We start from the raw sequence: 24,203 nt of genomic DNA on the forward strand, positions 1-24,203 counted from the left end.
CAGTGCGTTTTGATGCTAAACGCAAGGTAAAATGATGCTAAACGCAGTGCAAAATGCAGCTAAACGCAAGAGGAAAAGCATAAATATCCACTGCAATGGTATAAACAAAACCTTTCTGAGCCATGAGAAACATGGCTGAAATAGGCAAAATAGCTGTTAAAAAGCAGGTTTTGGGGGTTAAAAGTGAGTAATTGGGCTTGAGAAATTATGAGCCTTTAGCCAAACTAGAAAGGCTAAATGGTACAAAATGCAGCCCTTTTTCTTAAAAACGAACATGTTGGAAGGTGTAAAAGACTAGAAATAGTGGCAATTTACCTACTTTATACCCTATATTTTCGCTAGAACGGCGCGAAATTTAGTGCGGTATTGTAAAATAAAGGGCAATAATTTAACTTTTTGAGTTGAAGGGTTTGTGGGTTAATGAGTTTTTGAGTTGGAGAGCTTTTAAGTTGATGAGTTTTTGAGTTGATGAGTTTTTGAGTTGGTGAGTTTTTGAGTTGGTGAGCTTTTGAGTTGGTGAGCTTTTGAGTTGATGAGTTTTTGAGTTGGGGAGCTTTTGAGTTGATGAGTTTTTGGGTTGATGAGTTTGTGAGTTTATGAGTTTGTGAATTTGTGAGCTGATGTCTTCGGGAGTTGTTGGGCTTTCGTGAGTTCATAAGCCTGCACTCCTCTCAATTTACAGAAATACTAAAAGTCAAGACGACTTCAACATTTATCGCGAAATATTTTGCCATCCCCCCTTTTTTTCATACCTTTGCAACCGCAAAACGCGCATATTAGGCGTTGCAATACTGGTTCCGTAGCTCAGTTGGATTAGAGCAACAGCCTTCTAAGCTGTGGGTCTTGGGTTCGAACCCCAACGGAATCACTGAAAGAGGGACACCCAAAACAGGTGTTCCTCTTTTTGTTATTACACCAATGTATGTCTTTGCCCCAAACAATTACATTGACAGTGTGAGCGTTAAGGTGGCACAAACAATTCTTTATCCCAGAGAGTGGCTTTCTCGCATATTATTCGTACTTTTGCCTTAGCAACATGTTGCGCAGAACATTTTTCTTGCAATACATAAATAAGCAAATGGCACGAAACAACTAAATGCCAAGTTACTTATCTATTGCTAAGAAGGGTATAACCCACTTAAATTCGGGGGATCGCACAACGGAGTTGTTTCATTGGAAGATTACTTGCTATGGACATTCTGACACATTTCAGAACAATAGAGGAACTAACAAAGACACTCGCACGCGAACAGGCATTGCTAAGCGAGATGTTTGAAAAGCGAAAACTGTTGAAGTTTCCGCGAGGGCTGGCCGTCGACCTGGTGGGAGGAAACGAAACCCGACTAAAACGTCTGGTGGACTATGGCGTGCTTGTGGAAACAGGTAACACCGTTGAAATTGAAAGCGACTACCTGAACTTCTTTGAAGAGGTGCTGAACGTGAATGAAGAAATAAGCGTGTTGAGCGTGCAAGAATGTATCAACACGCTGAAAGAGCACATCGGCTATTTTCTGCAAGAAAACAACGTTAACCGCAAGGCCGGCTATCAAGACAGCGTAAGGCAACTGTTGAAAAAGACGGGATTTAGAACTTTAAAGAATGTGGTTGACCTGAAACGCAACATGGATAATGCCTATAAGCAAGAGCCTACCTACAACGTAAAGAAACAACGACTGAAAAACCTGGACGAAAAGAGCCACAGCATACGAGCAATGATAAAAGAGTGCGAAAAGCTGATGGACACAGAACAGGCTTTCTTCATCATGGCCAACGACCCACACATGGCTAAAACATGCAGCGACGTGAGGCACGATTTCGTTGAGACCTATCACGCCTTGATGGAAATTGATAGGCAGATTATTGTGTACATCAACCAAATTGACTTGCAAAACCAGCTGTATAAGAAGATACGCAAGCTGAAATACCTGCAAGACCAACTGCTTATCAAAACCGACACGAACATTGTGCAGGTGCTTGAAGACATGAACCCGCTATGGATGGAAGGTAGGCAGTACAGCAAAATACGCTTATCGCTGGAAATGCTGAGAGAGAACGAGGAGACGGCAAAGATGCTAAGGCGAATTGCAGAACGCAACGGTGTGCAGAAAACAGCACGCACAGAGGCGGACCCACTAACCGACGAAGACTTGCAGGAACATGTGCAACAATTGAAGGAGGTGGACCCTGCGGAGGTGTGGAACGCTTTTGCGGCATCGGGGTACAACCTGTTTGAGTTCGTTCTGGCATATAACTATAAGGCTGAGCGCAATATTGAAGACCACGCCACCCTATTTTGCCAACTGGTTATACTACATGCTGACGAATGTAAGCTTACTGGCGAATATGCAACTTATCAAGATATTGAATACCCCATCGTCTATGCGAAATAATACACAACGAATATACGAACGACTGAGCCGAGGAGAGTTTCTATCGGTGGACAGTACAAACAGTACGGTTAGGCATCTGTATGAAGACATTGAAGAGAATATGGACGACTATGCCAACTACTTTAAGGAAATAGGGTTAAGGCTTGAAAGTGGCAACGGATACTTCTACCTGTCGCGTACGGCGGAAAACAAACAAGCCATAGAAAGCAAGCTGGAGAGTTTTTCCAAGTGGCTAGATTACCTTGATTTTCTGAAATGTTATAACCAGTCGTTTACGGCCGGCTATCAGTTTCGCAAGAGCAACCTGATAGAACAGATAAGCCTTGACATTGAATTGAAGGAGAAAGCCAGACACTTGTTTAAGAAATATGGTGTGGGTTCTAACTTAGAGATTGTAAACAAGCTGCTGCAAGAGATGGGAAACATGGGCTTTGCCGAATGCATCAGTGAACAAGACGAGACATACAAGGTTACTTCGGCATTTCGCTATGCAGAAGAACTTGTTAACATGATACAAATAGCCAACGAAGATGAAGTTCCTGAATAAAATTGTGTTTGTGAATAGCGCAAACATTCCGTATGCCGAGATTTCGGTAGACGGAAACGTGCACTTCACAGGTACGCAAGGCGTGGGCAAGAGCACCGTGTTGCGCGCGCTATTGTTCTTTTATAACGCCGACAAACATAGGCTGGGCATTCAGCAAGGGCAGAAATCGTTTGACGAGTTTTACTTCCGCCAATCTAATTCGCACATCCTTTACGAGGTGATGCGCGACAATGGCGCATACACCATCTTGGTAAGTCGGTATCAAGGGCGTGCGTCGTGGCGATTTATTGATGCGCCTTATCAGCGCGAATGGCTGGTAGACGAAGACAAACAGGTGCTGAGCGACTGGGTGAAGATACGCGAACGCATTGACAAGAACGTTGCCGTAACGGCAAGGATAGACTCGGGCGTGATGTTCAGAGACATCATCTTTGGCAACACGCGCGACAATAAGTACACACGCTATGCGCTGGTGCAAAGCACCCACTATCAGAACATACCCCGAAGTATACAAAACGTTTTTTTGAACACTAAGCTTGATGCCGACTTCGTGAAGAATACCATCATACAATCTATGGCCGACGAAGAAGTGCCCGTTGACTTACAAACCTACCGCCGGCTTGTGACCAGCTTTGAACGCGAGTATGATGAGATTGACTGCTGGTTTAAGCAGGCACGAGACGGCAGCTACCCCGTGCGACAACAAGCATCGAAGATTGCAGAACAAGGTAGAAAGGTTGTGGCTTTGGACCAACAACTGAGGGATGTGTGGCACATGTTGAACCATGCGGTGGCCGACAACGAGCAACAGATACCGCTGTTGGAGGCTGATGCAGCAGGAACCAAGGCGGCCATAGAGAAAGAACGCAACCGCGAAAAGGAACTTACGGCCGAATATTATAAGGAGAATAACTCGCTTAACCAGAAACTGGGCGGCAAGAAACAAAAGTTAGATGAGGTGTTGCAGGCAAGAAAAGAATTTGAGGCTATGGGCATAGAAGACAAACTGAAACTTGCCAGTCGGGAAGACACGATAAAGAAAGAGGCAGACAATAAGCAAGCTTTGCTAAACGACTTGTTGAAGACTCATGCCTCGATTGAAGAGAAATACAACATTGCCAAAGCAAAATTGGAGAATGCACAACAAGCATTCGACAATGACCAAAAGGAACGTTTCTACCACGAACAAGACAAAATACAAGTAGAACGTAAGCGGCTGGAAGACGAACGAACGAAGAACAGAAACCAAAGGACAGACGCTTTTGCGGCATGGCGATACGAGTCGGACGAACGCTTGCAGACGTTGCAGGCCGAACAACATAGGGCTGACGCTGCGCAGAAAGAACTAAAACAGTGGCATCCCTTGGCCAACGAGATGCAAACGATAGCGGAACAAATTAGGTTGCTAGATATAAAGGAGAAGGAAAATGCGGCACAGCAGGCTGTTGTAAAAAGCAAAATAGAGCAACTTACGGCCGAATTTGAAATGGAGGAGGCCGAACTGAAAAAGAGTACGCAGCGCGAACAAGAACGGTTTGAGGCTAGCCGCACATTATGTCGCGAGCAAATTGAAAAGATAGCGAGCTTGTTGTCGCATTGGGATGGTTCGCTATACCAATGGCTGAACAATAATGTAGAGGGATGGGAAAGCACTATCGGCAAGGTGGTTGACGAGGAGAGAGTTCTGTACGCACAGGGTTTGGAACCAAGGCTAGACACTTCGGCCGAGGGTTTGTTTGGCGTGCATCTTAACTTATCAGATGTTGGTGCGACACATCGAACTCCCGACGAATATCGAAAAGAAAAGAAAAGGCTTGAAGAAGAGCTGCAACAGATAAACCGCCAACTGAACGATTTACCCCTTACGCTTGAAAAAGAGACATCGAAACTCAGAAAGAAGTATGCCACAATGCTAGACCCCTTGCGCCAAAATGCAACCCTGTTAAGGGTGGAAGAGGAACAGATGCCAACGAAACGACAAGACCTGCAAAACCAACAGCACAAGCTGAAAATGGACGAACAGGATATGATTGAACAAGAAAAGGAGGTACGCGAACGGGCGTTTAACGCGGCCCTGCTTTGTGTGCAGGCAGAGAAGGATGAACGGGAGCGACATGAAACACGGCATAAGAAGGAGTTAAAAGAACTGGACTTGTACTTCAACAGGCAATCGAAGGAGTTTGAAAGCAAACTCCGCGCTTTTCAAATGGCTTTGGAAACAGAAACAAAAGCTAGACATGAAGAGTTTTCCAACCAAAAGAAACAATTGGAAGAGCAACAAAGGACAGAGTTGTCGGGAAAAGGCGTAGACGTGAACTTGCTGGGACAATATCGCAAGGCCATAGAACAACTTGGGGCTTTGCTAAAACAAATAGACAATGAACGACCTATGGTAATTAGGTATCGCGACGCTCAACAGAACCTTTTTGCTAAGGAACCCGAAATAAGAAAGGAAATAAAGGACATTGAGCTGCAACTAACCAGGATGAGTAAGCGATATGAGGACAAGCAAACAAGGGTGGCAAAGAAACGGCAGGAACAGGAAGAACGACAGAAGGCCATTATTAAAGACCTTGCTCGCCGCCGCGAGGGGCTGAACTTGTATCGCCAAATGGTGGAGAACGAACATCTTGTTCCCGAGAAACTGCTTTCGGACAACAAAATGGTTGCAACTAAGCAAGACTGCCAACAGCTGTTGAGCCAATTGAGGGGTTCGGTTAACCAGAAACGTGAAACGATTGAAAGGCTGAAAGACGCTGTGGTGAACTTTAACCGAAACTTTAAGCCGCAAAACGCGTTCAACTTCAACACGATGCCGATTACAGACAACGATTACTTGCAAATAGCTGCCGACTTGCAAGACTTCATGGACAATAACAAGATTGAGGAGTTTCGTAGGCGTACCAGCGAGCATTACAAGGACATTCTCGGCCGTATCTCTACCGAGATTGGCAGTTTGCTGAAACGGAGGTCGGATGTAGATGGCGTAATACTAGACATTAACCGCGACTTCGTTGAGAAGAATTTTGCCGGCGTAATCAAAAGCATTGAACTAAGGGCAGACGAGTCGTCGGACAGGCTAATGCAATTGCTCATGTCTATTCACAACTACACCGCAGAGAATGCTCTCTCGATTGGTGAGCTGAACCTTTTTTCTAGCGATAATCGCGATGAGGTGAACTGTAAGGTGGTGGATTACCTTAAAAGTCTTTCGCATCAGTTGCAGAACGAACCAAGCCGAACAACAGTTTCGCTGGGCGACGCATTCCGCTTGCAGTTTCGCGTAAAGGAAAACGACAACGACACCAATTGGGTTGAGCGCATCAACAATGTTGGTTCTGATGGTACAGACATTTTGGTGAAGGCTATGGTGAACATCATGCTCATCAATGTGTTTAAGAAAAAGGCTGCCCGAAAGAGTGGAGAGTTCATCGTGCACTGCATGATGGACGAGATTGGACGGCTGCACCCGAACAACATCAAGGGCATTCTGCAATTTGCCACCTCGCGTAACATTTATCTTATCAACAGTTCTCCAACATCATACAATCCTTACGACTATAGATATACCTACTTGTTGAGCAAGCAAGGCGTGAAAACGCGAGTGGAAAAATTGTTGAAACGTAACCCATAAGATTATGGCAATAGGAAAAGCGATACAAAGTTTGGTGGCAGGTGAACAGGTGGCAGGCTCAAAGATAGGTGGAAAGCTACTCGAAGAACTGTTGTCGGAGGGCTTGCTTATGGTTGTTGCTCGTGGTTCGAGGAAGTCGTACCGCGCTCGCGACATTGAAACGCTGAAGAGGTTTCTTACAGATAAGGACGAAAACTATCGTGTACTTGAAGTGGAGAACGCAGAAACACGTGCTGCTATGGCCAACAAAACGGGTAATTCGAAGTTGATGACGGTTCGTTCGTGTCCCGGTTTTCCTGTTAACAGCTACGAACCCATTGCGTGTCTGCTAAATGGTGAGCCGTTTGTGGTTAATCCGCATGAGGGTAGCTTTTTGTTCGTGACACAATGGGAGGGTTTTAGAATACCTGCCGACGTTATCGTTATCGGAATAGAGAACATGGAGAATTTTAGGCTAATTCGCAAGCAAAAGAAGTTTTTTGAGGGTTATCTGCGCGCGCATGCACTGCCCACGAAAACTCTTTTTGTGTCGCGCTATCCACAATCCAACGACCTAAGGAAATGGCTCACGGGCATACCTAATCGTTATCTGCATTTCGGCGATTTCGACTTGGCAGGAATACACATCTTTCTGACAGAGTTTGAACGACATATTGGAAATGCGCGCGCATCGTTCTTAATTCCTTCTGACATTGCCGCCCGATTGAAATCGGGGTCTAGCCGGCGATATGACGAGCAGCATGCCCTATTTAAAGATATGCAGACCGATGTGCCAGAGCTTGGACAACTAATAACGCTCATCCATCAAGAACGAAAAGGTTACGACCAAGAGGGATATATATAAATAGGTGTTGGGCTGAGTAATGCCAAGGAGGAACTATCCGATAAAGCAGACTTGCCGTGCTCGGGGAAATTCTTCTGAACTAGATAAAAACAGAAAGTTTTATACATGACGAGTATTCAAATCATCCGGGGCGACTTCCAAAAAGAACTGAAATTGCCCATCGCCGAAGGAGTAAAGGCAGGGTTCCCCTCGCCTGCCGAGGACTATATACACGAGACACTCGATTTCAATCACGACCTCATACGCAATCCCGAGGCCACATTCTATGGCAAAGTGGAAGGAGACTCGATGATAGAGGCTGGCATATGCAATGGAGACATTGCCGTTATCGACCGCTCTATTGACCCAAGAGACGGGGATGTTGTGGTGGGCTACATCAACGAAGAGTTCACCATCAAGTATCTCGACCTTAGCCATCGCGAGGAAGGGTATATAGAATTGCGGCCGGCCAACTCAAACTTCAAGCCCATAAGGATTGATGAAGACGACGCTTTTGAGGTGTGGGGCGTGGTTGTTTGGACGATTAAAAACTGGAGAAAATACTAGGAAATGTACGGTATTGTTGATTGCGATAATTGCTACGTGTCGTGCGAGCGTGTATTTAGGCCCGACCTGAATGGCAAACCCGTTGTTGTGCTCAGCAATAATGATGGCTGTGTGGTGGCACGTTCGAACGAGGCCAAGCGCATGGGCATCAAAGCTGGCATGCCCTACTACCAGCTAGCAGAGCAGTTTCCTAATCAAGACATCGCTGTTTTTTCGTCAAATTACGAACTATATGGCGAATTAACAGGACGCGTAGTGGAGATTATCAGGAAAGAATCGCCGGCATACTTCCGATATAGCATCGACGAGTGTTTCGTTTATTTTAATGGAACAGGAGAGTTGGACTTGAAGGGTTGGGGAGAAATGCTACACAAGAGGATTAAGCGTAGCGTTGGCATGCCAACAAGTATTGGCATCGCTCCCAACAAGACGCTTGCAAAGATGGCAGGACATTTTGCAAAAAAATATCAGGGATACTATCATTGTTGCCTAATCGACAACGACGAGAAACGTGTTAAGGCACTGAAACTCTTTCCTATTAGCGAGGTTTGGGGGATTGGACGACGTTATGCAACACGCCTCCAAACTATGGGCGTTAAAACGGCGTTCGATTTCGCTGAGTGTAATCTTTCGTGGGTAAGAGCCACATTTAAAAACATTGTGATTGAACGAACATGGCGCGAACTGAACGGAGAAGATTGCATACCTAATGAGGAACTGGCTAAAAAGAAATCTATTTGTATGAGTCGCTCTTTCAATGATATGATAACAGACCTTGATGGCCTGCGCACCCACGTATCTAACTTCGCCGCCCGATGTGCAGAAAAACTGCGCCAGCAAGGAACAGTTGCCTCTATCGTTGGCGTATTCCTCCACACCAATGCTTTCCGTGAGGACCTACCACAATATTGGAACTTTCAAGAAATGCGACTCATTACGCCCACTAACAGCTCCATAGCCATTGTAAAGGCCGCCAACAATGTGCTGCAAAAATTATATCGACAAGATTATCGCTATAAGAAAGCGGGCGTTATAGTCATGGGGATTGCGCCAAATGCACCCATCCAGCAAGACTTCTTCGACATAACCGCCGAACAGATTGAGAAAATGCGCCGACTGGATGCCGTCGTCGACCGCCTTAACAAAGTTAATGGTACTGAGTTCATCGTTCTTGGTAGTCAACAATATACATCCAAAGGCTGTGAGGGAAAAGCTTGTTCCTTTGCTAATGCCATTAAACATGATTTTAGGAGCAAGAATCCAACCACCCGCTGGAAGGATATCATAACATTGAAATAACACGCATCCTAACTGCTAGGCTGACGAGAGCTTACAGTTGTCTTGCTAAACCAAATTGGTGCAAATGGCAGCTTTTTGAAATAGAAATTCATTTTGCCTGCATTTACAACCATCCCCATTTTGCATCAAAGCCAAGCCTCGCGAAAATCGATTTTTTGCGGCAAGGTGAGCGGTTGGTGGGTACGGAAAGGGCACTCATAATGTTAAATTTCTTACTGGAAACCAAACAAAAACGATTATATTGTATACACGCGCATGGGCAACGGCACGGAAAACACGTACGCTTACGACCGCCAGAACAAGCGGTTGCTGGACATCCATTAAAAGTCAAGACGATTTCATCGAGTTAAAAATTAAATCAAGCCTTATACACAGCAGATTTTACTTGGATTTCTTGGCATCGTTAGCCAGTGACACTTTGTGTAACATCTTCAATTTTACTTTGACGTACAAATAGTTTTTTCCATTGGTGGTATGCGCTTGTGTTTCTTCCATCAATGTGCCTTGGCGTCTATTTGACGGGGGGCTTATAGTTCTCAATATCACATCCCCCCTTTTAAGGTTTAAAGATGTATATACAGGCAGACTTTCCGAGAAATATGCAGGTGTGATGTATGCTTGCTTAGCAAGATAATCGAAGAAGAGGAAATTGCTCTCATCTGTGGCTGCATTGTAAACGGCATATACACCAATCTTTCCTCGCCCATCCTGCCCTGTTAGATTCGTCAAAAAATCTATGGAACTGCCATCCAAACAATATACCTTTATCAGTTCTTCTTCAAAACATCCATGTAGAAACATCAAATGAGAGACACAAGATGTATCATTCTCTTCTGCAAAAATAAAAAGAGTATCTTGGCATTGCTGAACAGAATCCATAGAGTGGGCGTTAGACCACCCACAAGAAAGGTAAAACAACACACAAGTTATAAATATCATAGTTTTGTTCATAGAAGGTACTCCTTATTTCCTTAACCAACCAAGAACTCTATTGTTTTTTATCTGCCAGCTCTTGCCATTTCTTTGCAACTCAATACAAGCCCGACTTTTCCCCCAAGGACCTGGATTTTGCTGAATAATCTCTATGTTACTGTCAGTAACCCTAGAAACGATTGCGACATGCCCATAGGGATTGAGTATGTAGGAATCAAATACTAACAAATCACCCTTCTGAGGTTTAACACGGTCTCCATTCGTATACTGAAAAAGTGCTCGAGCAGTATTTAAGGAACCATTGGATAACTTTTTGTCAAAAAAGGCTTTCGCATGTCCATAGGTATCGGGCATACGATGGTGGTAATGCAGATAGTAATATCGTTTCACAAATTCCACACATTGGTATCGAACTCCTACATTATAGCCATCAATGATATTCCGTCCAGACGATTGGCCTGTGCCTCCATTATAGTAGACGTAAACACCATCAAGGCTATCAATAGGAACTCCCCTGCTTAATGTGGGATTCAAATTAACATGAGTAACACACCAATAGCTTGTCACCAACAGGATAATTCCAAACAATGTATAATATATTACTTTTTTTACCATGAAATCATATTAACTTTTGAAATTACACAAATAGAAGAGAGGTTTCATCCATGTATTTCCAAACTAATACTACCCTCCCTCATGTATGAAGTACTAGGCAAATTTACATAAAAATCGTGATTTAAAATCCTGTGGAGATAGAAAAACGACAGAGAATACTCTGGAATGTGCACAAGTGGAAAAAAAACATCAAGGCCTGCATGGATTCTCAAATTGAACATGTTGGGACGCTTTCTCAATACAGACGCAGACTTTGATGCAAGACTGTTTTGGTAGATAGGCAAGAAATACGAGTCCTTCAACAACATGTGCTTCAACAAGCACAATGAAGCTAAAGAGATTTTCCTCTTGATGAGATTCCTAACAAGGCAAGGTCAGCATCAAAAAATAAAACCTGGATAAGCTCATACAGAAACGCATAAAACAGGCTTGAACCAAGGCTCAGTAGCGTGGAAGAAGTAAACTATCTCGCATTTATACTCAACCCGATGGGAAAGGTAAAAGGAAAGGGAAAGTTGAGATGACCTCTCCTTTTTTGTTTAAAAGGGTAACTAAACAAAAAGAGGATGTGCTATTAAATACACATCCCCTTCCTTGATAGAATATTGAGCAATTAAATTAATGTGTTGCCTTAAACTTTTGTCAGAACTTGTACTGAAGGCCTACGTTGAGACTGTTTACAATAGCTCCTGGCTTAGTGTAAATTTGAGAACTTTGATAATGTTTCTTATCCATACGATAGATAGTATGGCTATAGAATAACGCCATCTTAGAACTTACATTATAAGATATTATTCCACCAAGATTCCATGCTAACCCATTTCCAGCTTTACTTTGTACGTAAGATGGACCTAGGTACAACGAAACATCATATCGTCTTGCAGGATTTATACCAGCAATGGCATTCAAGAGATGGAAGTTGTAATCCAGTGAGTATAATTTATTCTCAAATTCTTTCTTTTCCAGTATGGCTCCCGATTTTTCCCACACCTTATCTTGCATAAACTCGGCACTAACACGTACACCATGATAACCGCCAAATCTATAACCAAAGAACAGCAAGGCATTCTTAAAGAACGGGGTCTCTTGCCCACGTGTTCTCCACGTATGTATAGTGGTATTCCATCCACCACCAGCAGCCACATAGAATCCATTGGCAGGGTTGTAATCAATCTGCGAAGCATCAGATGAAGAAACATCTTCTTTATTAGCAAGTTTCTTACCTAATAATAGGGACAAGCCAAATTTTAAGGATAATTCATCTGTCTTCGCAACAGATTGCACTTTCTCGAAACCTCTAAGTAGCGAATATGTTGGCTCGATGTTAAATCGTAGGTTATCAGCTAAACGCAACCAGATTTGTGTTCCTAAACGCCACTCATTAAACTTGCTCTCATGAGTTGACGACTGGCCAGTTACAAACCTTATATTGCCTGTCCCTGCACCTGCAAACAGGTTTAGTCCTGCTGTCGAGTTCCAGTCATATTTCTTCTGGAAACCAAACGGGTTGAACATCAAGTCCAAAGTTCCAGCATAGAATCTTAACAGATATCTTTGTTCACCAGAAGCGTCGTTCGTCCAATCAGCGTTACTTACATGAATACCACCACGTACGCCTAATGCCGAATTTAGCCACCAGCCAAGATTAGCGTTTGCAGTAAATCCCATTGAACTTGCCCTAGATACTTCAAGACCGTTAAACCAAGTTGGACCTACATTATACTCGAATATTACGGGTTTATGTTCATAATCACATGTAAACGAGCCAACTCCATCTCCCAAAGAACCACTCATATTATATATAATACCAACATTTAAACTGTTGACATATGTTCCAGGAGTACGATAAACCTGTGCTGTCTTATACCTATTCTTCTCCATGCGATAAACAGTATGACTATAGAACACGGATAGTTCTTTCGTTAGTTGATACGAGAGAATACCACCAAAATTCCATCCTAAATCTGTACCTTTCTCGCCCAAAGCAAGGCTTGGTCCCAAATATAGGGATGCCTCCCATCTACGTCCAGGCCTTACACCTGCTATGGCATTGAGAATGTTGAATTGATAGTCAAGCGACAACATCGTATTCTTAAACTCCTGCTTCTCGTAGATGCCTGGTCCATTATAATCATTCCAGACATAATCGTACAGATATTCGCCGCCTAAACGCACACCATGATACTCGTTGAAGTTATATCCAGCAAACAGAAGGCCGTTCTTCAAGAGGTCAAATCCACGTCCTGTGTGTCGCCAAGTATGAACTGTTGTATTCCAACCAAAACCACCTCCGAAGAAGAGACCATGAGGCGAACGAACACGAGCTTGTGTAGCACTATCAAGCTCTATTGTCTTATCCTTATCGGCTTTATCACGCAAAATCATAGACACACCAAGCTTTAAGGCAAGCTCATCTACATGTTTTGCAACTCGTCCATGCTCAAATCCCCTCATCCTAGAGAATGTTGGTTCAACATTGAAACGAAGATCATCAGTCATCTTCATCCACAATTGTGCACCCATTCTAAATTCATGGAACTTGGTCTCGTAAGCTGTCATTCTACTTGTCACGAAACGTATCTTTCCGAGTCCTGTTCCCATGAACAAATTGAAACCAACTGGCATATTCCAATCATATTTGCCTCTAATCCCAAGAGGATTGAACATCAAATCAACAGTTCCCGCCAATAGTCCCAATTGGTTTTTCCGAGGTTCATTAAGATCATGAAACCAATCGGCATTACTGATGTGGACTCCACCCCTCATACCAATTGCTGAGTTTAACCATAGCCCCAAGTAGGTGTTGGCTGTATAACCGAGTGAACTTCCAGTAGAGATTGGTAGATTGTTGTACCAAGAAGGTCCAACACTATACTCAAACGTTAAAGGTTGCCTAGAATAGTCTGACTTAGTGAGTTGACTAATCCCTAGAAGCACATCGCGGATAGGCTGATTGATGGTATATAAAACTCCAACATTAAGACTATTCACATACGTACCATCATTACCATATATTTGATTATTCTCATAACGACCTTTGGGCATTCTGTAGACAGTGTGGTTATAAAACAGAGCTAAACTACTTGTTAAGCTGTATGTCAACATACCACCGAAGTTAAACGCCAATTGCCTAGCATCACCTCGTGCCCAAGTTGGACCACCATACAAATAAACATTCCACCGACGATATGGATTATACCCTGCAAATGCATTCATGATGTTAAACTGGTAGTCAAGTGAAAGCATCATATTTTGAAGGTTCTCATTATTCAACCCATTGCCAAGTTCATTTAAGGTGTGTATTCTGTCGCCCAAATATTCAGCACTAAGTCTAAAACCATGGAAAGGATCGAAATTATAGCCTGCAAAGAATTCTGCATTCTTTAATGCAAGGTCGTCACCACCTGTGTATCTCCATGCCCTAACCATTGTGTTCCAGCCAAATCCCATACCAATAAAGAAACCGCGGTTAGGCGACATTCGCATTGAAGCTGGCACACTATCAACTGGGATGAGAAGTTTCTCCCGATGAGCTTTATCACGGAAGAGTACAGCCAGTCCCAATTTAAGACCTATTTCATCATATTGTTTACGCTCATTAACGGCGTTATACAATTCCATAAAAGAATAGGAAGGTTCAACATTCAACCTAAGGTCGTTACATAGTTTCAACCAAACTTGTGCACCTGTACGATAGCCCACATAGTTACCACTATACGAGCCATAGTGCCACTCGTTTGCCAGTTTCTGTTGGCCATACTCGTAGCCGGCAAACAAGTTGAAACCTACATTACTATCCCAATCATATCCACGTTTAAAACCTAGGGGATTGAATAGCATGTCCAACACGACCCCCCGAGTGCCAATCATACTCCTAGTCTTTATATCACCACGCACAGGTCTATCCGCCCAATCTGCATTGGAGACATGGAAACCTGCACGAAGACCAATAGCTGAGGATAACCACCATCCCATATACACATTACTACTCCAACCCAAGGTGCTCATGATAGGTAGGTTAGTGCGATTATGAAATGCTGCTCCTATACTATACTCAAAGAAGAACGGCTTACGCCATGGTTTCTTCATATACTCTTCGAGGAAGAATCGTTCGTTGTCATTGAAACGCCTTAGAAAACTACCCTTATCTCTCTCACTAGAAAGATTTGGCCATAAGTACCATATATACGACATGTTTATTCCGTATGCCAAGTCAAGGCTCTCAAAATCAGTGCCCTTCACAAGATCGTGCGTCCTTGTAGCCAATCTCAGATAAGGTTCAAAAGCCAATGAAGCATGCGGACTAGTCATAATCTTGAACTGCATACCAAACCGGGCGTTGTACGACAAAGCCGAGTTTTCAGCATAATAAGGTACGAAAGTATTTTCCGTAGCATTCAATCTTGCTGTTTGCACTCCGACACCAATTGTACCTAACACGTTCAAAGGCCTGTCGGGACGGTTTCCCATCAAGTAGTTGCTAAAATTAAACAAATAATCAATTCCACCTCCCCAAGTACTATAGGTTGTTACTGACGAAAAGCCTAGAGCCGCCTTGGTGAACCCCCAAGACTTTTCGGCAAACAATCGAATGGTACTCATTGGACTGAGTTCCTTGGCTATACCTACATGAAGATTCGCTATGGGAGTATAGTCAAACTTATCATTAGGTAAGAAAGCTGATACACCACCGCCAAGCGTTACATAAGTATGGCTAAGGAAACCGCTATCAACAAATTGGTCGCCAGCATAACGGTGTCTTTTGTCCAGGACAAAACGAAGACCATTGTAACCTTTCGGGCGCGGAATACCCATTACAGTATCCTGTTTGGTTTCCAACACCGAGTCGGGTAACATATTTTCCAAATCTTCCAAATCCATCTTCGCAGTATCTTGCTTTGCTATGGTATCAGGAACAGAAATATAGAAACGTTTGTTGAAAGGTTGAGAGCTAACCCACGCGCTGGCACACAATGGGAGTAGCCCTGCAAGCATTGCAACAAGGACTCTCTTTTTCATTGTATATCTTCTTAAAATCACATTCATACTCTATCATTCAGAAGCCGTTTCTTGTGGAGCAGGCTTCACCATCATCATGTTAAACTTTTCCCTATACAGGTCTTTTTTACTTTCAACATACGGATATCTCTTACGTATTTCATCCGTGATGTTACCATCAGTCTTGAAGAAACGTTCATAAAATGAAGGATCCAAATCAAAACAATGCTGGAAATAAGCCAAAAATCTAGGCGTATCGTTCGTTTGCATCTTGACCGCAGCTTCTGAGCCAAATTCCTTTATCAGATTCATGAAGTCGTTCTCTTGTTCGATGTCTGGGTTATTTGCAGCAATCACACCTTTAAGATACCATTTCTTAACCAGATTATCTGGCAAGGAGTCAACTAAAGGATTGAGCGACTCATAGGTGATACCTAGCTCAGGAGCTAATTCCACACTTAGTATAGCTCTATTGAGCGGATTCTGGTTCATCACAAAATTCAAAGCATTCGATGCCCTCTGCTCCTCTTCAGGAGTTTTGTTCTGTTTAAAGAACAGCGATTCGAGATCTATGAACATCTTTAGGTCATGGAATTTCTGAGTGTCTGGAAGTTTATTAGCCAAATGTGCAGAATGGCTCAATTTTCTCGATTTCAAATACATAAGAGCCTGATTAGCAACAACCTCCTTAAAGTTCACAGTGTACATATAGGAACTCTCAAAAGCAACAGGTCTTTGTACCTCAACTCCAGAGGACATATCTACGAATGGCTCTAACACAGAGAGGTTTACAGAATCCTGCTCTAACAGCTCTATGGCTATACGGTTAGCCAAGTAGGCAGCAAAAGCACTGAACTTCGCAGTTTTTCTCGACATGTTCTCTTTATAGGCACGATGTGTCAACTTACGGAGTTCTACCGAGTCTGTAATCTGCGTAAAGAGGTTATAGTAATCACCATTCGAAAAATACTCTTCCCCACCAGGTCTGTACCTGTTGTCATTATAATATGCCCATACAGCTTCTTTGGGTTCCATTATCTTATTCCTTCGCAAAGTATATGTACTGCGCATCAAACGTTGGTTCTGCATAATTTCCTCTATTATAGGATTACTGGTCGTCATACGCTTTATACCTACATAGTCTTTTGCCTTCGCATATTTTCGCAATTCGTCAGCTTCCGAAGCCTGACCTCTCTGCACTAATGAGTCTGCTACATCATCCCATGTATAAACCAGAGGCTCCTTAACCGTCAAACTAGCACTACGAATATGACTACCAACCATTGACAGAATCTTACGTGCTCTTTTCTTTGCTAATTCTATATTCAACGACAGCCCCCCCTCTGGAGATGCAGTACCTTGCACAGAGATATTCATCAAGGAAGTACCATAGGAACGAAGTTCTTCAATAAGAAAATCCAACGTTTTCTGGTTTTCTTCGTCAGTGGTCAACTCATCTTTACCTACCACAAAGGTTACTTGCAGATCTCGTGGTACCTCTAATAGTCTTGCCCTTACCGTCTCAAAGAAACGTGGATCTAGCTCTATGCGCTTTGCAGATGCACCTAAGTCAAGCATCTTCCAAGGGCGTCGGACGTTGTTAGTTCCCTCTTTGTTGTCATTAAAATACACATGAGTATAATCCTCCAAACTCAGCTTAGCTTTCCATTTATAGTTTTTGTCTATGTCCGGTTTGGGATACGTTATATCCCAACTGAAACTAAATGGTGCATTTGACATCACATTGTCAGGAACATAATATGCGTGAAGCGAGTCGTTCCTTTCGTAACCAAAACTCTTACGCTTTATCTGATTCTGATGATACTTATCGCCTTCAAATACAAGCGGTTCAAGATATTGGATGGTATCTCCCGTATTGGTATTAACTGCAACCGGCTGGAATATCAACCTAGAATGCTTAGTGGTATACCATGCTGGTAGAGATATGCCCACAGTCCATCGCATATTCTCACCATCGTCAACAGGTGGAACCTCTTTAAAGTCCACGCCTTGCTTCTTAGCAAATACATTAACGTTCTTGATGAGAATACCATCTGATCGAGATGGTGCGAAAACAATGTCATAATTGAGTTTCCCTCCTATGACGTCAACCATTTTAAGAGCACCTTCGTTTATCAACAACATTGCTCCACCCACGGAAATGTCAGCTTCGAAGTGTCCTTCGTAGTCGGGAATCACCACATCATTACTTTTAATTTTCACTATACTTCCTGACATACCATTCTGTGAATTGTATAACTGAGCCTGCTTACGTGCTTCAGCCTTATTGTCAAAGATATAAATAGGCACAGACAAAGGCATCTTACCAGAAATTTGCCCATTCGTTTCTTTCATAGATTTTGATACGCTACCAGTTATATGAATAGCCTGGGCAGACATTTTCAAAGTAAACAACCCCAAAAACAGTAGCAAGATAAAAATCTTCTCTAGTTTCATCATATTTCCTCCTATTGTTTACCAAATTGTATACGATAAGGTTATGCCTAATTTAGTAGGCAAGATGCGATACTCCCAAAAGCCGTCCTTGGCTTGTGAATTGTCGTTTAGCAACAAATCATCACCATTAACCATAAATTCTTTATGGTGGGAAAAAATCGCACCAACTCCCCCATGAAAATCAAGATTCCATCTTTTAGACAGTGAAATGACATATCCAAATGTCATTCCGCCTCCCCAAGCCGTTCCATCGTACTTCCTGTTTCCCCATGTAATGGAATAGTCAGCTGCTAAAAGGCCTATACCCACATAATGGTGATACATTGGGCGACCACCGAAATAATATTTGAATTCAGGTTGTACCCCAATTGCCCTCATGCCTTTGTGGAAGTACGGCTTATTATTGCCAAAAACACTTAATCCAAGTGTTGTGTGATTACCTACGGTTATCTCAGCACCCAAATTGTATGTTTGCGTGGATAGCAACAGAAGGTTAGAGTTGACGGCAAAGGTCTGCGCCTGCATTTGGGTGAACAATCCAACAAGCAAGAACAGAAGTAGTCCTATTTTTTTAGTTACCATTTTCATAATTATTCCTTATTAGTCAATTTTGTGAGAAACTATCCCCAAAGGCACATAGCGCATTTCTATCTATCTGCCCTAGATACACACCAGAATAGGAACTGTATCCAATGGAATTCAGGTTCTTCAACATGTTTGCATCAAAGAATGGACACAAACTTCTACGCGAGTCTTTTTCACAGACCAATACTTTGGCTTCACCAACATGTTTCACTATGCCAGATTCTGCTTTTTCTTTGTCATCAGAGTTGTCAGAGCCTTCTTCTGATCTCCCATTCTCACCAGAAGGCTTTGCTTCTGGTGATTCATGGTCTTCTTTCGTTTCTTTCGTTTCAGATTTTTTCTCCTCCGCCCGTTTCTCTTCGGTTACAGGTTTTTCTGTACTTTGCCCATCGTCCTTAGATTTGCTCTCAGGATTTTCCTTAGATTGTCCATCTTTTTCTTCCTTAGGCAAAGCCGTATCCTCTACTTGTGGCGTTTGAGATGTGTCAACATCTTCTTGCGGAGCAGAACTATCAGACTTTTTCTTATCAGCTTCGCTCTGCTGTTTTTCCATTTTTTGAGCGACTTTAATGGAATCTGCAGTACGTTTAGCGTTCTCACGTTCCATTGCTTTCTGCTCTTTAAGTTCACGTGCACGCTCTTGAGCAGCGTACTTCAAGGAATCGGCAGTTCGTTTAGCATTTTCTTTTTCTTCAAGTTGCCTAGCTTTCTCTGCGAATTTAAGGGAATCAGCTGTAATTTTAGCATTGGCCTTGTCTTCCATCGCTTTAATTCTTGCAGCTTCTTTCAGAGAATCGGCTCGGTGTTTCGCTTCTTCACGTTCAACGGCCTGTTTTTCTTTCAGAGCCTTATTCTCTTGCCTAATAGAATCCTGCGTATATGCCCTTTCTATTTCAAGGCGTTGCTCTTCAAACCTCCGTTCATAATCAGCTTTAGCAAGCGAATCCATCTTTATGCGCTTCTCTTTTGCTTGTACAGTATGTACGCTGTCCCTTCTGATCTTTTCTTTCTCAACGGCCAAGCGATAATCATTATCAATCAAATTCCGATTCTTATATCTGTTAGCCAGTTTTGTACCAAAGTGGTAAACAAAAGACACATGAACTGCGTCTACGGAAGCAGCATAAACCCAAGGGTTAAAAGTCAGTTTGTATCCTGTATCTCTTGTTGTCCGAGAATAGTAATACTTACCACCCTTGTAAAGTCGCGTATAATCATGCATATCAGCGAAGACAACACCAGGGCTAAATCCCAATTCCAGGTCTAGGCTTGCTCCATTTGTATAGCCATAAACCTGCGTGACCATTCCGACCATCAGACCGCCAACGAATGAGTTACCTTTCTTTCCTATATCACTGAACTTGATGTCAAAAGAGTTTGCACCTCCATACAATCCGATATAGTAAGCTCGTTTAGGCATTTTAGCATGCCAATACTTACGCACTTCGGCACGAGCTCCAAAAATGTCATACACATAATACGATTTCGTACGCGTGTTAACGTCCCAGTTTGCCCGTCCGTACACACCAACAGTCCATTGGTTCCAGTTTTTATTCCCTAAGGAAAATTCAAGTCCCAAGTTTGGCGTCAAGGTCAACCACCCGACAGCATCCGTTTTCAAATTGAAACGGTTTTGAAGTTCCATGGTATCCACCTTGTTGTAATATAGTTGATTGCCCTGACCCAAGGCTCCTGTCACTCCAACGAAGAGCTGGACTGTCAGTGCAAGTATCAGTTTATATCCTTTCATATTCATCATAACATATAGTTGTCAACTGTGCATTGTCAAATTACTTTCCTTTTGTTGCCACAACCTGCTTAGCAAAATCATCTTCTGGATCCAATGCTAACACCTTCTCTGCGTATTCAACAGAAGAATTCATTTCCTTCTTTATATAATAATAATAAGAGAGTTGTTTATAACATTCGATAAGATGGTCTTTGTTGCTCCCACTCTTTTCAAGTAGTTCTGCAGCCTTCGAGAAATAAGGTTTTGCCAATCCCTTTGTGTACTCGGGGTCAAGCATGGCATTGGCATTACCCTGCCAATAAAATCCGAGATAGCTGTTTGGGCGTAGCGTTGCAACTTGACCAAACAAATCTGCGGCGTGTTCGATAGCCTTGGTTTGTTCCTCGGTTCTTTTCTCATTCTCTTTGACGTAAGTTCCCTTTCTCCAATACAGCCTGCCCAACTGGAAGATTTCGTAAGCCCGATTATCGCTGGTATCTTTCAAGTTGGAAACATACTGTTCATAATACTTGATGGCATTGTCGTAATCATGTATTCGGCTATATGCGTCAGAAATCTGTTTGTGAATTCCAGGGATATTCCCATTCTTTTGTAGAGCGACATTAAATTGTTGTATCGCTTCCTGCGTTCTTCCTAGTCCACTCAATGCATAACCATAATATATATAGTCTTGGTATTGAGGTTTAGTATCCTTACTATTGTTAAACAAATCGTTAGCGTTACTGATAGCCGTATCGAAATGTTGCAGTTCGGTATTGTTGTACAAGAGTAACCTATTAAACACAGGGTCTTTTGAGGCCCTTTTATGCCCCAATGTGGCAAGGTCTAAGGATTGCGAATAATCCTTCTTTATATACAAACTTAGAGAGTACTGCATCAATTCCTTATCATTCAGAGAATCGATACCAATACTCTTATAGGCGGCAATTGCATTTGTAAGGTCGTTTGCAGTATAATACACTTCGGCCATCATCCTCTGTACATTTAGGTCAGGTCGGTTTCTTTTCAAGGCATTAAGCGTTTCTATGGACTTGTTGATTTCTTTCGCTTTCAACAACTCTGCCAACTTGTAATACGCATCCGGGTCTTTACGGTCAAAATACATAGCCCTCCTATAATAAAATTGTGCGGAGTCGGGCCTATTCCTAGCCTTTGCAATATCTCCGCCTAGATTTAAGGCTTTTGTGGTAATACGCCTACACCTTTGGGCTAGATAAAAATAATGGGTGGCTTCATCCAATTGCCCAGCTCTAAGGTAAAGCGTACCGAGACCAGCCAACAAGGCTCCGTCTTCTTTATGTTTACTTGCGAATTTCTCCGCGCTACTCTTAGCTGCGTCAGGGCTGCTTGTAAGTAACGTAGCAATCACCTGCAAATCGTCATTATACGAAAAATAGTCCTGCGAGAAGACAGGAAGACTAATCATAGCACAGAAAACAAACGCCAGCCACTTTTTAGTCATACTCATAATTATTTGATCACCATTAATTTAATAACAGACTGTCGACTAATGACAGGACTGTGCACACTATATTATCAAGGCACTTCACTCCAATTCTCCTTGCAAAGTAAGCAGGAAGTTCATTATTTCGTCAGCAGCAATATTCCATACTGTCAACCCTGCCATAAAACAAGGCAAACAACAAAAGAAGAATTATAAACGTAAGATATTAGCTACACAACAAAACGAATAGTTCTTCGTTGTCATTTAGATTATTAACGTCTTTTTGAAGATAGGCCAGGGCCATCTGAAAGTCACGACTCCAAACGGCCCTGACGTCTCATCTCACAACAGGAAATGTTATCCTATCGTTGTGGTTTAAAGATACAAAGAGCTTTAATTTGTTGACTTTGCTTTTTCAATAGCAGCGTTTGCGGTCTCGATTGCAGCAGCGGCGTCAGCACCAGCCTTAGCCAGCTCAGCCTTAGCTTTGTCAACCTCGGCCTTAGCCTTAGCAGCTTCCGCTGCAACTTTGGCCGTCATTTCCTTTGCTTTTGCTGCTTCCGTACGAGCTTTAAGCGCAGTAGCCTTGCAAGCATTTGCATTAGCGATAGCCTTTTCCGTTTCGGCCTTAGCTTGGTTGGCAGCCTCTACGGCCTTTTGGGCCTCAGCCTCAGCAGCTTCGGCATCAGCACGTGCCTGTTCGGATTCAGCCTTCGCTTTTTCCGAATCCATTCTCGCTTTTTCTGCTTCTACCTTGGCCTTAGCTGCTATGACTTTAGCTTTTGCTGCTTCGGCTTTTTGTTTTGCAGCTTCTGCTGCAGCTCTTGCTGCATCGCTCTTGGCCTTCTGAGCGTCAGCTACGGCCCTTTGGGCATCCGCCACTGCAGACCCTTGGTTTTCAGACTGAGCAGAGGCACTCATAACCGAGACAAATGCTACGGCTACAATAGACAAGATACACCTTCTCATTTTCATATTTCCTTAATATTAAATATAAAATATAACACGATTGGCATGTCAATCATGGTAATAAATTTAATTTAAACGAACATGCCCGTTTACTATTTCTGATGCAAAATTACAAAAAAAAAGAAACACCCAAAAGAAAATCAAGAAAATAATGTAAATTATTCGGTATTTCTGTTGTAAAACATGTTAAAACGAATAAGATATTATAAAAGTAATAATATAACAGAAAAACAGAACAACAAAATACTGATTAACACTGGGATAAACAGCATGCCAATTGAGAAAAGAGAGGTAATTGCCCAATAAAGATACATATATAAAGATACTATAAACGTAAAATATAACCACAATCAACTAGATAACAAGTGGTTATATGCTATTCTTAACAAGGAGCAAGAAACGTACAATAGAGTAAGCCCAGCTCTACACCAACCAAAAAACTGTTTCACCAATGGTAAGAAACAAGTTGTTTAGCCTTTTGAGCACTTCTGAATTAACATTAACCAATCGCCTTTATTAGTCATTAAACGACACCACTAGAGTCCAGGAAAATCACTAACCATTGTACAATACACCTTTTAATACACAATAAAACCGTCTTAACCTTTAATATTCCTATAAATTGAGAGGTGTTTGTAATCTTTGTGATGCCAACACAAGATAAACACTCCTCTCATATACGAAGTACAACACAAATCAACTTACTGGCTTATAAACACATGAAAACACAACAAAACCCGAATACATAAACTCATCAACATACAAACTCGCAAACTCACAAGTTCATCAACTGACAAACAAATCAACTCTACAAGTCATCAACTCAAAAACTTAAATTATTGCTTTTGTTTTACAAAACCACTCTGATTTTCTCTCCGTTCTAGTGAAAATAAAGCGCATAAAAGAGGTAAACAGCCTATTTTTCTAGCTTTTCACGCCTTATGTTTCGTCCATTTTTAAGAGCAAGACCTGCATTTTGCACCATTTAGCCTTTCTAGTTTGGTTGTCAGCCCGTAATTTTTCAAACCCAATTACTCGCTTTTTACCCCTAAAACCCCACTTTTTAATGGCTATTTTGCCCATTTTAGCCATGTTTTTAATGGTTCTAAAAGGTTCTGTTTATACCTTTTGCGTGTATTTTTATGCTTTTTACCTCGTATTTAGCAGCATTTTGCACTGCGTTTAGCACCAA

General features: G+C 42.4%; 15 protein-coding genes and 1 tRNA gene. 7 read left to right on the top strand and 9 right to left on the bottom strand.

What is annotated here, in order from left to right; all coding sequences use genetic code 11:
* Positions 1 to 793 precede the first annotated feature (793 nt).
* The 7 genes from HMPREF2955_RS05235 to HMPREF2955_RS05265 all read left to right on the top strand — a co-directional run bounded on the left by HMPREF2955_RS05235 (position 794) and on the right by HMPREF2955_RS05265 (position 9,260).
* Positions 794 to 868 (top strand) — tRNA-Arg (locus HMPREF2955_RS05235).
* A 322-nt stretch (positions 869 to 1,190) separates the two neighbouring features.
* Positions 1,191 to 2,390 carry a hypothetical protein gene (locus HMPREF2955_RS05240; protein WP_070721613.1) on the top strand — a complete coding sequence of 400 codons (1,200 nt, stop codon included), beginning with the start codon at positions 1,191 to 1,193 and terminating at the stop codon, positions 2,388 to 2,390.
* Positions 2,380 to 2,937 (top strand): condensin complex protein MksE, encoded by a 558-nt coding sequence (locus HMPREF2955_RS05245; protein WP_070721615.1) that lies wholly within the window; start codon positions 2,380 to 2,382, stop codon positions 2,935 to 2,937. Before HMPREF2955_RS05240 ends, HMPREF2955_RS05245 begins: the two co-directional genes overlap by 11 nt.
* The gene (locus HMPREF2955_RS05250) at positions 2,921 to 6,571 is read left to right on the top strand and encodes an ATP-binding protein (RefSeq protein WP_070721618.1); all 3,651 of its coding nucleotides are present in this window, start codon (positions 2,921 to 2,923) and stop codon (positions 6,569 to 6,571) included. Before HMPREF2955_RS05245 ends, HMPREF2955_RS05250 begins: the two co-directional genes overlap by 17 nt.
* A 4-nt stretch (positions 6,572 to 6,575) precedes the next feature.
* Entirely contained in the window at positions 6,576 to 7,415 is an 840-nt protein-coding gene (locus tag HMPREF2955_RS05255) for a DUF7281 domain-containing protein (RefSeq protein WP_019189000.1), read from the top strand.
* Between the two features lie 105 nt (positions 7,416 to 7,520).
* Positions 7,521 to 7,961 (top strand): LexA family protein, encoded by a 441-nt coding sequence (locus HMPREF2955_RS05260; protein WP_019189001.1) that lies wholly within the window; start codon positions 7,521 to 7,523, stop codon positions 7,959 to 7,961.
* A 3-nt stretch (positions 7,962 to 7,964) separates the two neighbouring features.
* Positions 7,965 to 9,260 carry a Y-family DNA polymerase gene (locus HMPREF2955_RS05265; RefSeq protein ID WP_019189002.1) on the top strand — a complete coding sequence of 432 codons (1,296 nt, stop codon included), beginning with the start codon at positions 7,965 to 7,967 and terminating at the stop codon, positions 9,258 to 9,260.
* A gap of 381 nt (positions 9,261 to 9,641) precedes the next feature.
* Here HMPREF2955_RS05265 and HMPREF2955_RS05270 read toward each other — a convergent pair whose 3' ends face one another.
* From HMPREF2955_RS05270 to HMPREF2955_RS16170, 9 genes are all read right to left on the bottom strand, one after another.
* Entirely contained in the window at positions 9,642 to 10,211 is a 570-nt protein-coding gene (locus HMPREF2955_RS05270) for a hypothetical protein (protein WP_044260976.1), read from the bottom strand.
* 12 nt (positions 10,212 to 10,223) lie between these two features.
* On the bottom strand, positions 10,224 to 10,808 hold the full coding sequence (locus tag HMPREF2955_RS05275) for a CHAP domain-containing protein (RefSeq protein WP_044260977.1): 585 nt from the start codon (positions 10,806 to 10,808) through the stop codon (positions 10,224 to 10,226).
* 642 nt (positions 10,809 to 11,450) lie between these two features.
* Complete coding sequence (locus HMPREF2955_RS05280) at positions 11,451 to 15,827, bottom strand: porin family protein (protein ID WP_019189005.1); 4,377 nt, start codon at positions 15,825 to 15,827, stop codon at positions 11,451 to 11,453.
* A 33-nt stretch (positions 15,828 to 15,860) separates the two neighbouring features.
* Complete coding sequence (locus HMPREF2955_RS05285; RefSeq protein WP_019189006.1) at positions 15,861 to 18,266, bottom strand: OmpA family protein; 2,406 nt, start codon at positions 18,264 to 18,266, stop codon at positions 15,861 to 15,863.
* A 15-nt stretch (positions 18,267 to 18,281) separates the two neighbouring features.
* A complete protein-coding gene (locus HMPREF2955_RS05290) occupies positions 18,282 to 18,851 on the bottom strand; it encodes a DUF3575 domain-containing protein (protein WP_009230015.1) in 570 nt (189 codons plus the stop codon).
* A gap of 16 nt (positions 18,852 to 18,867) precedes the next feature.
* Positions 18,868 to 20,607, bottom strand: coding sequence for a DUF3575 domain-containing protein (locus HMPREF2955_RS05295; protein ID WP_070721620.1), 1,740 nt, complete (start codon positions 20,605 to 20,607; stop codon positions 18,868 to 18,870).
* Positions 20,608 to 20,638: 31 nt separating this feature from the next.
* Positions 20,639 to 22,066 (bottom strand): tetratricopeptide repeat protein, encoded by a 1,428-nt coding sequence (locus HMPREF2955_RS05300; protein ID WP_009230017.1) that lies wholly within the window; start codon positions 22,064 to 22,066, stop codon positions 20,639 to 20,641.
* Between the two features lie 369 nt (positions 22,067 to 22,435).
* The gene (locus tag HMPREF2955_RS05305; protein ID WP_019189009.1) at positions 22,436 to 23,017 is read right to left on the bottom strand and encodes a hypothetical protein; all 582 of its coding nucleotides are present in this window, start codon (positions 23,015 to 23,017) and stop codon (positions 22,436 to 22,438) included.
* Positions 23,018 to 23,950: 933 nt separating this feature from the next.
* A complete protein-coding gene (locus HMPREF2955_RS16170) occupies positions 23,951 to 24,103 on the bottom strand; it encodes a hypothetical protein (protein WP_168166867.1) in 153 nt (50 codons plus the stop codon).
* Positions 24,104 to 24,203: the final 100 nt, after the last annotated feature.

The sequence above is a fragment of the Prevotella sp. HMSC073D09 genome (genome assembly GCF_001814145.1).
GTDB classification, from domain to species: Bacteria; Bacteroidota; Bacteroidia; order Bacteroidales; family Bacteroidaceae; genus Prevotella; species Prevotella conceptionensis.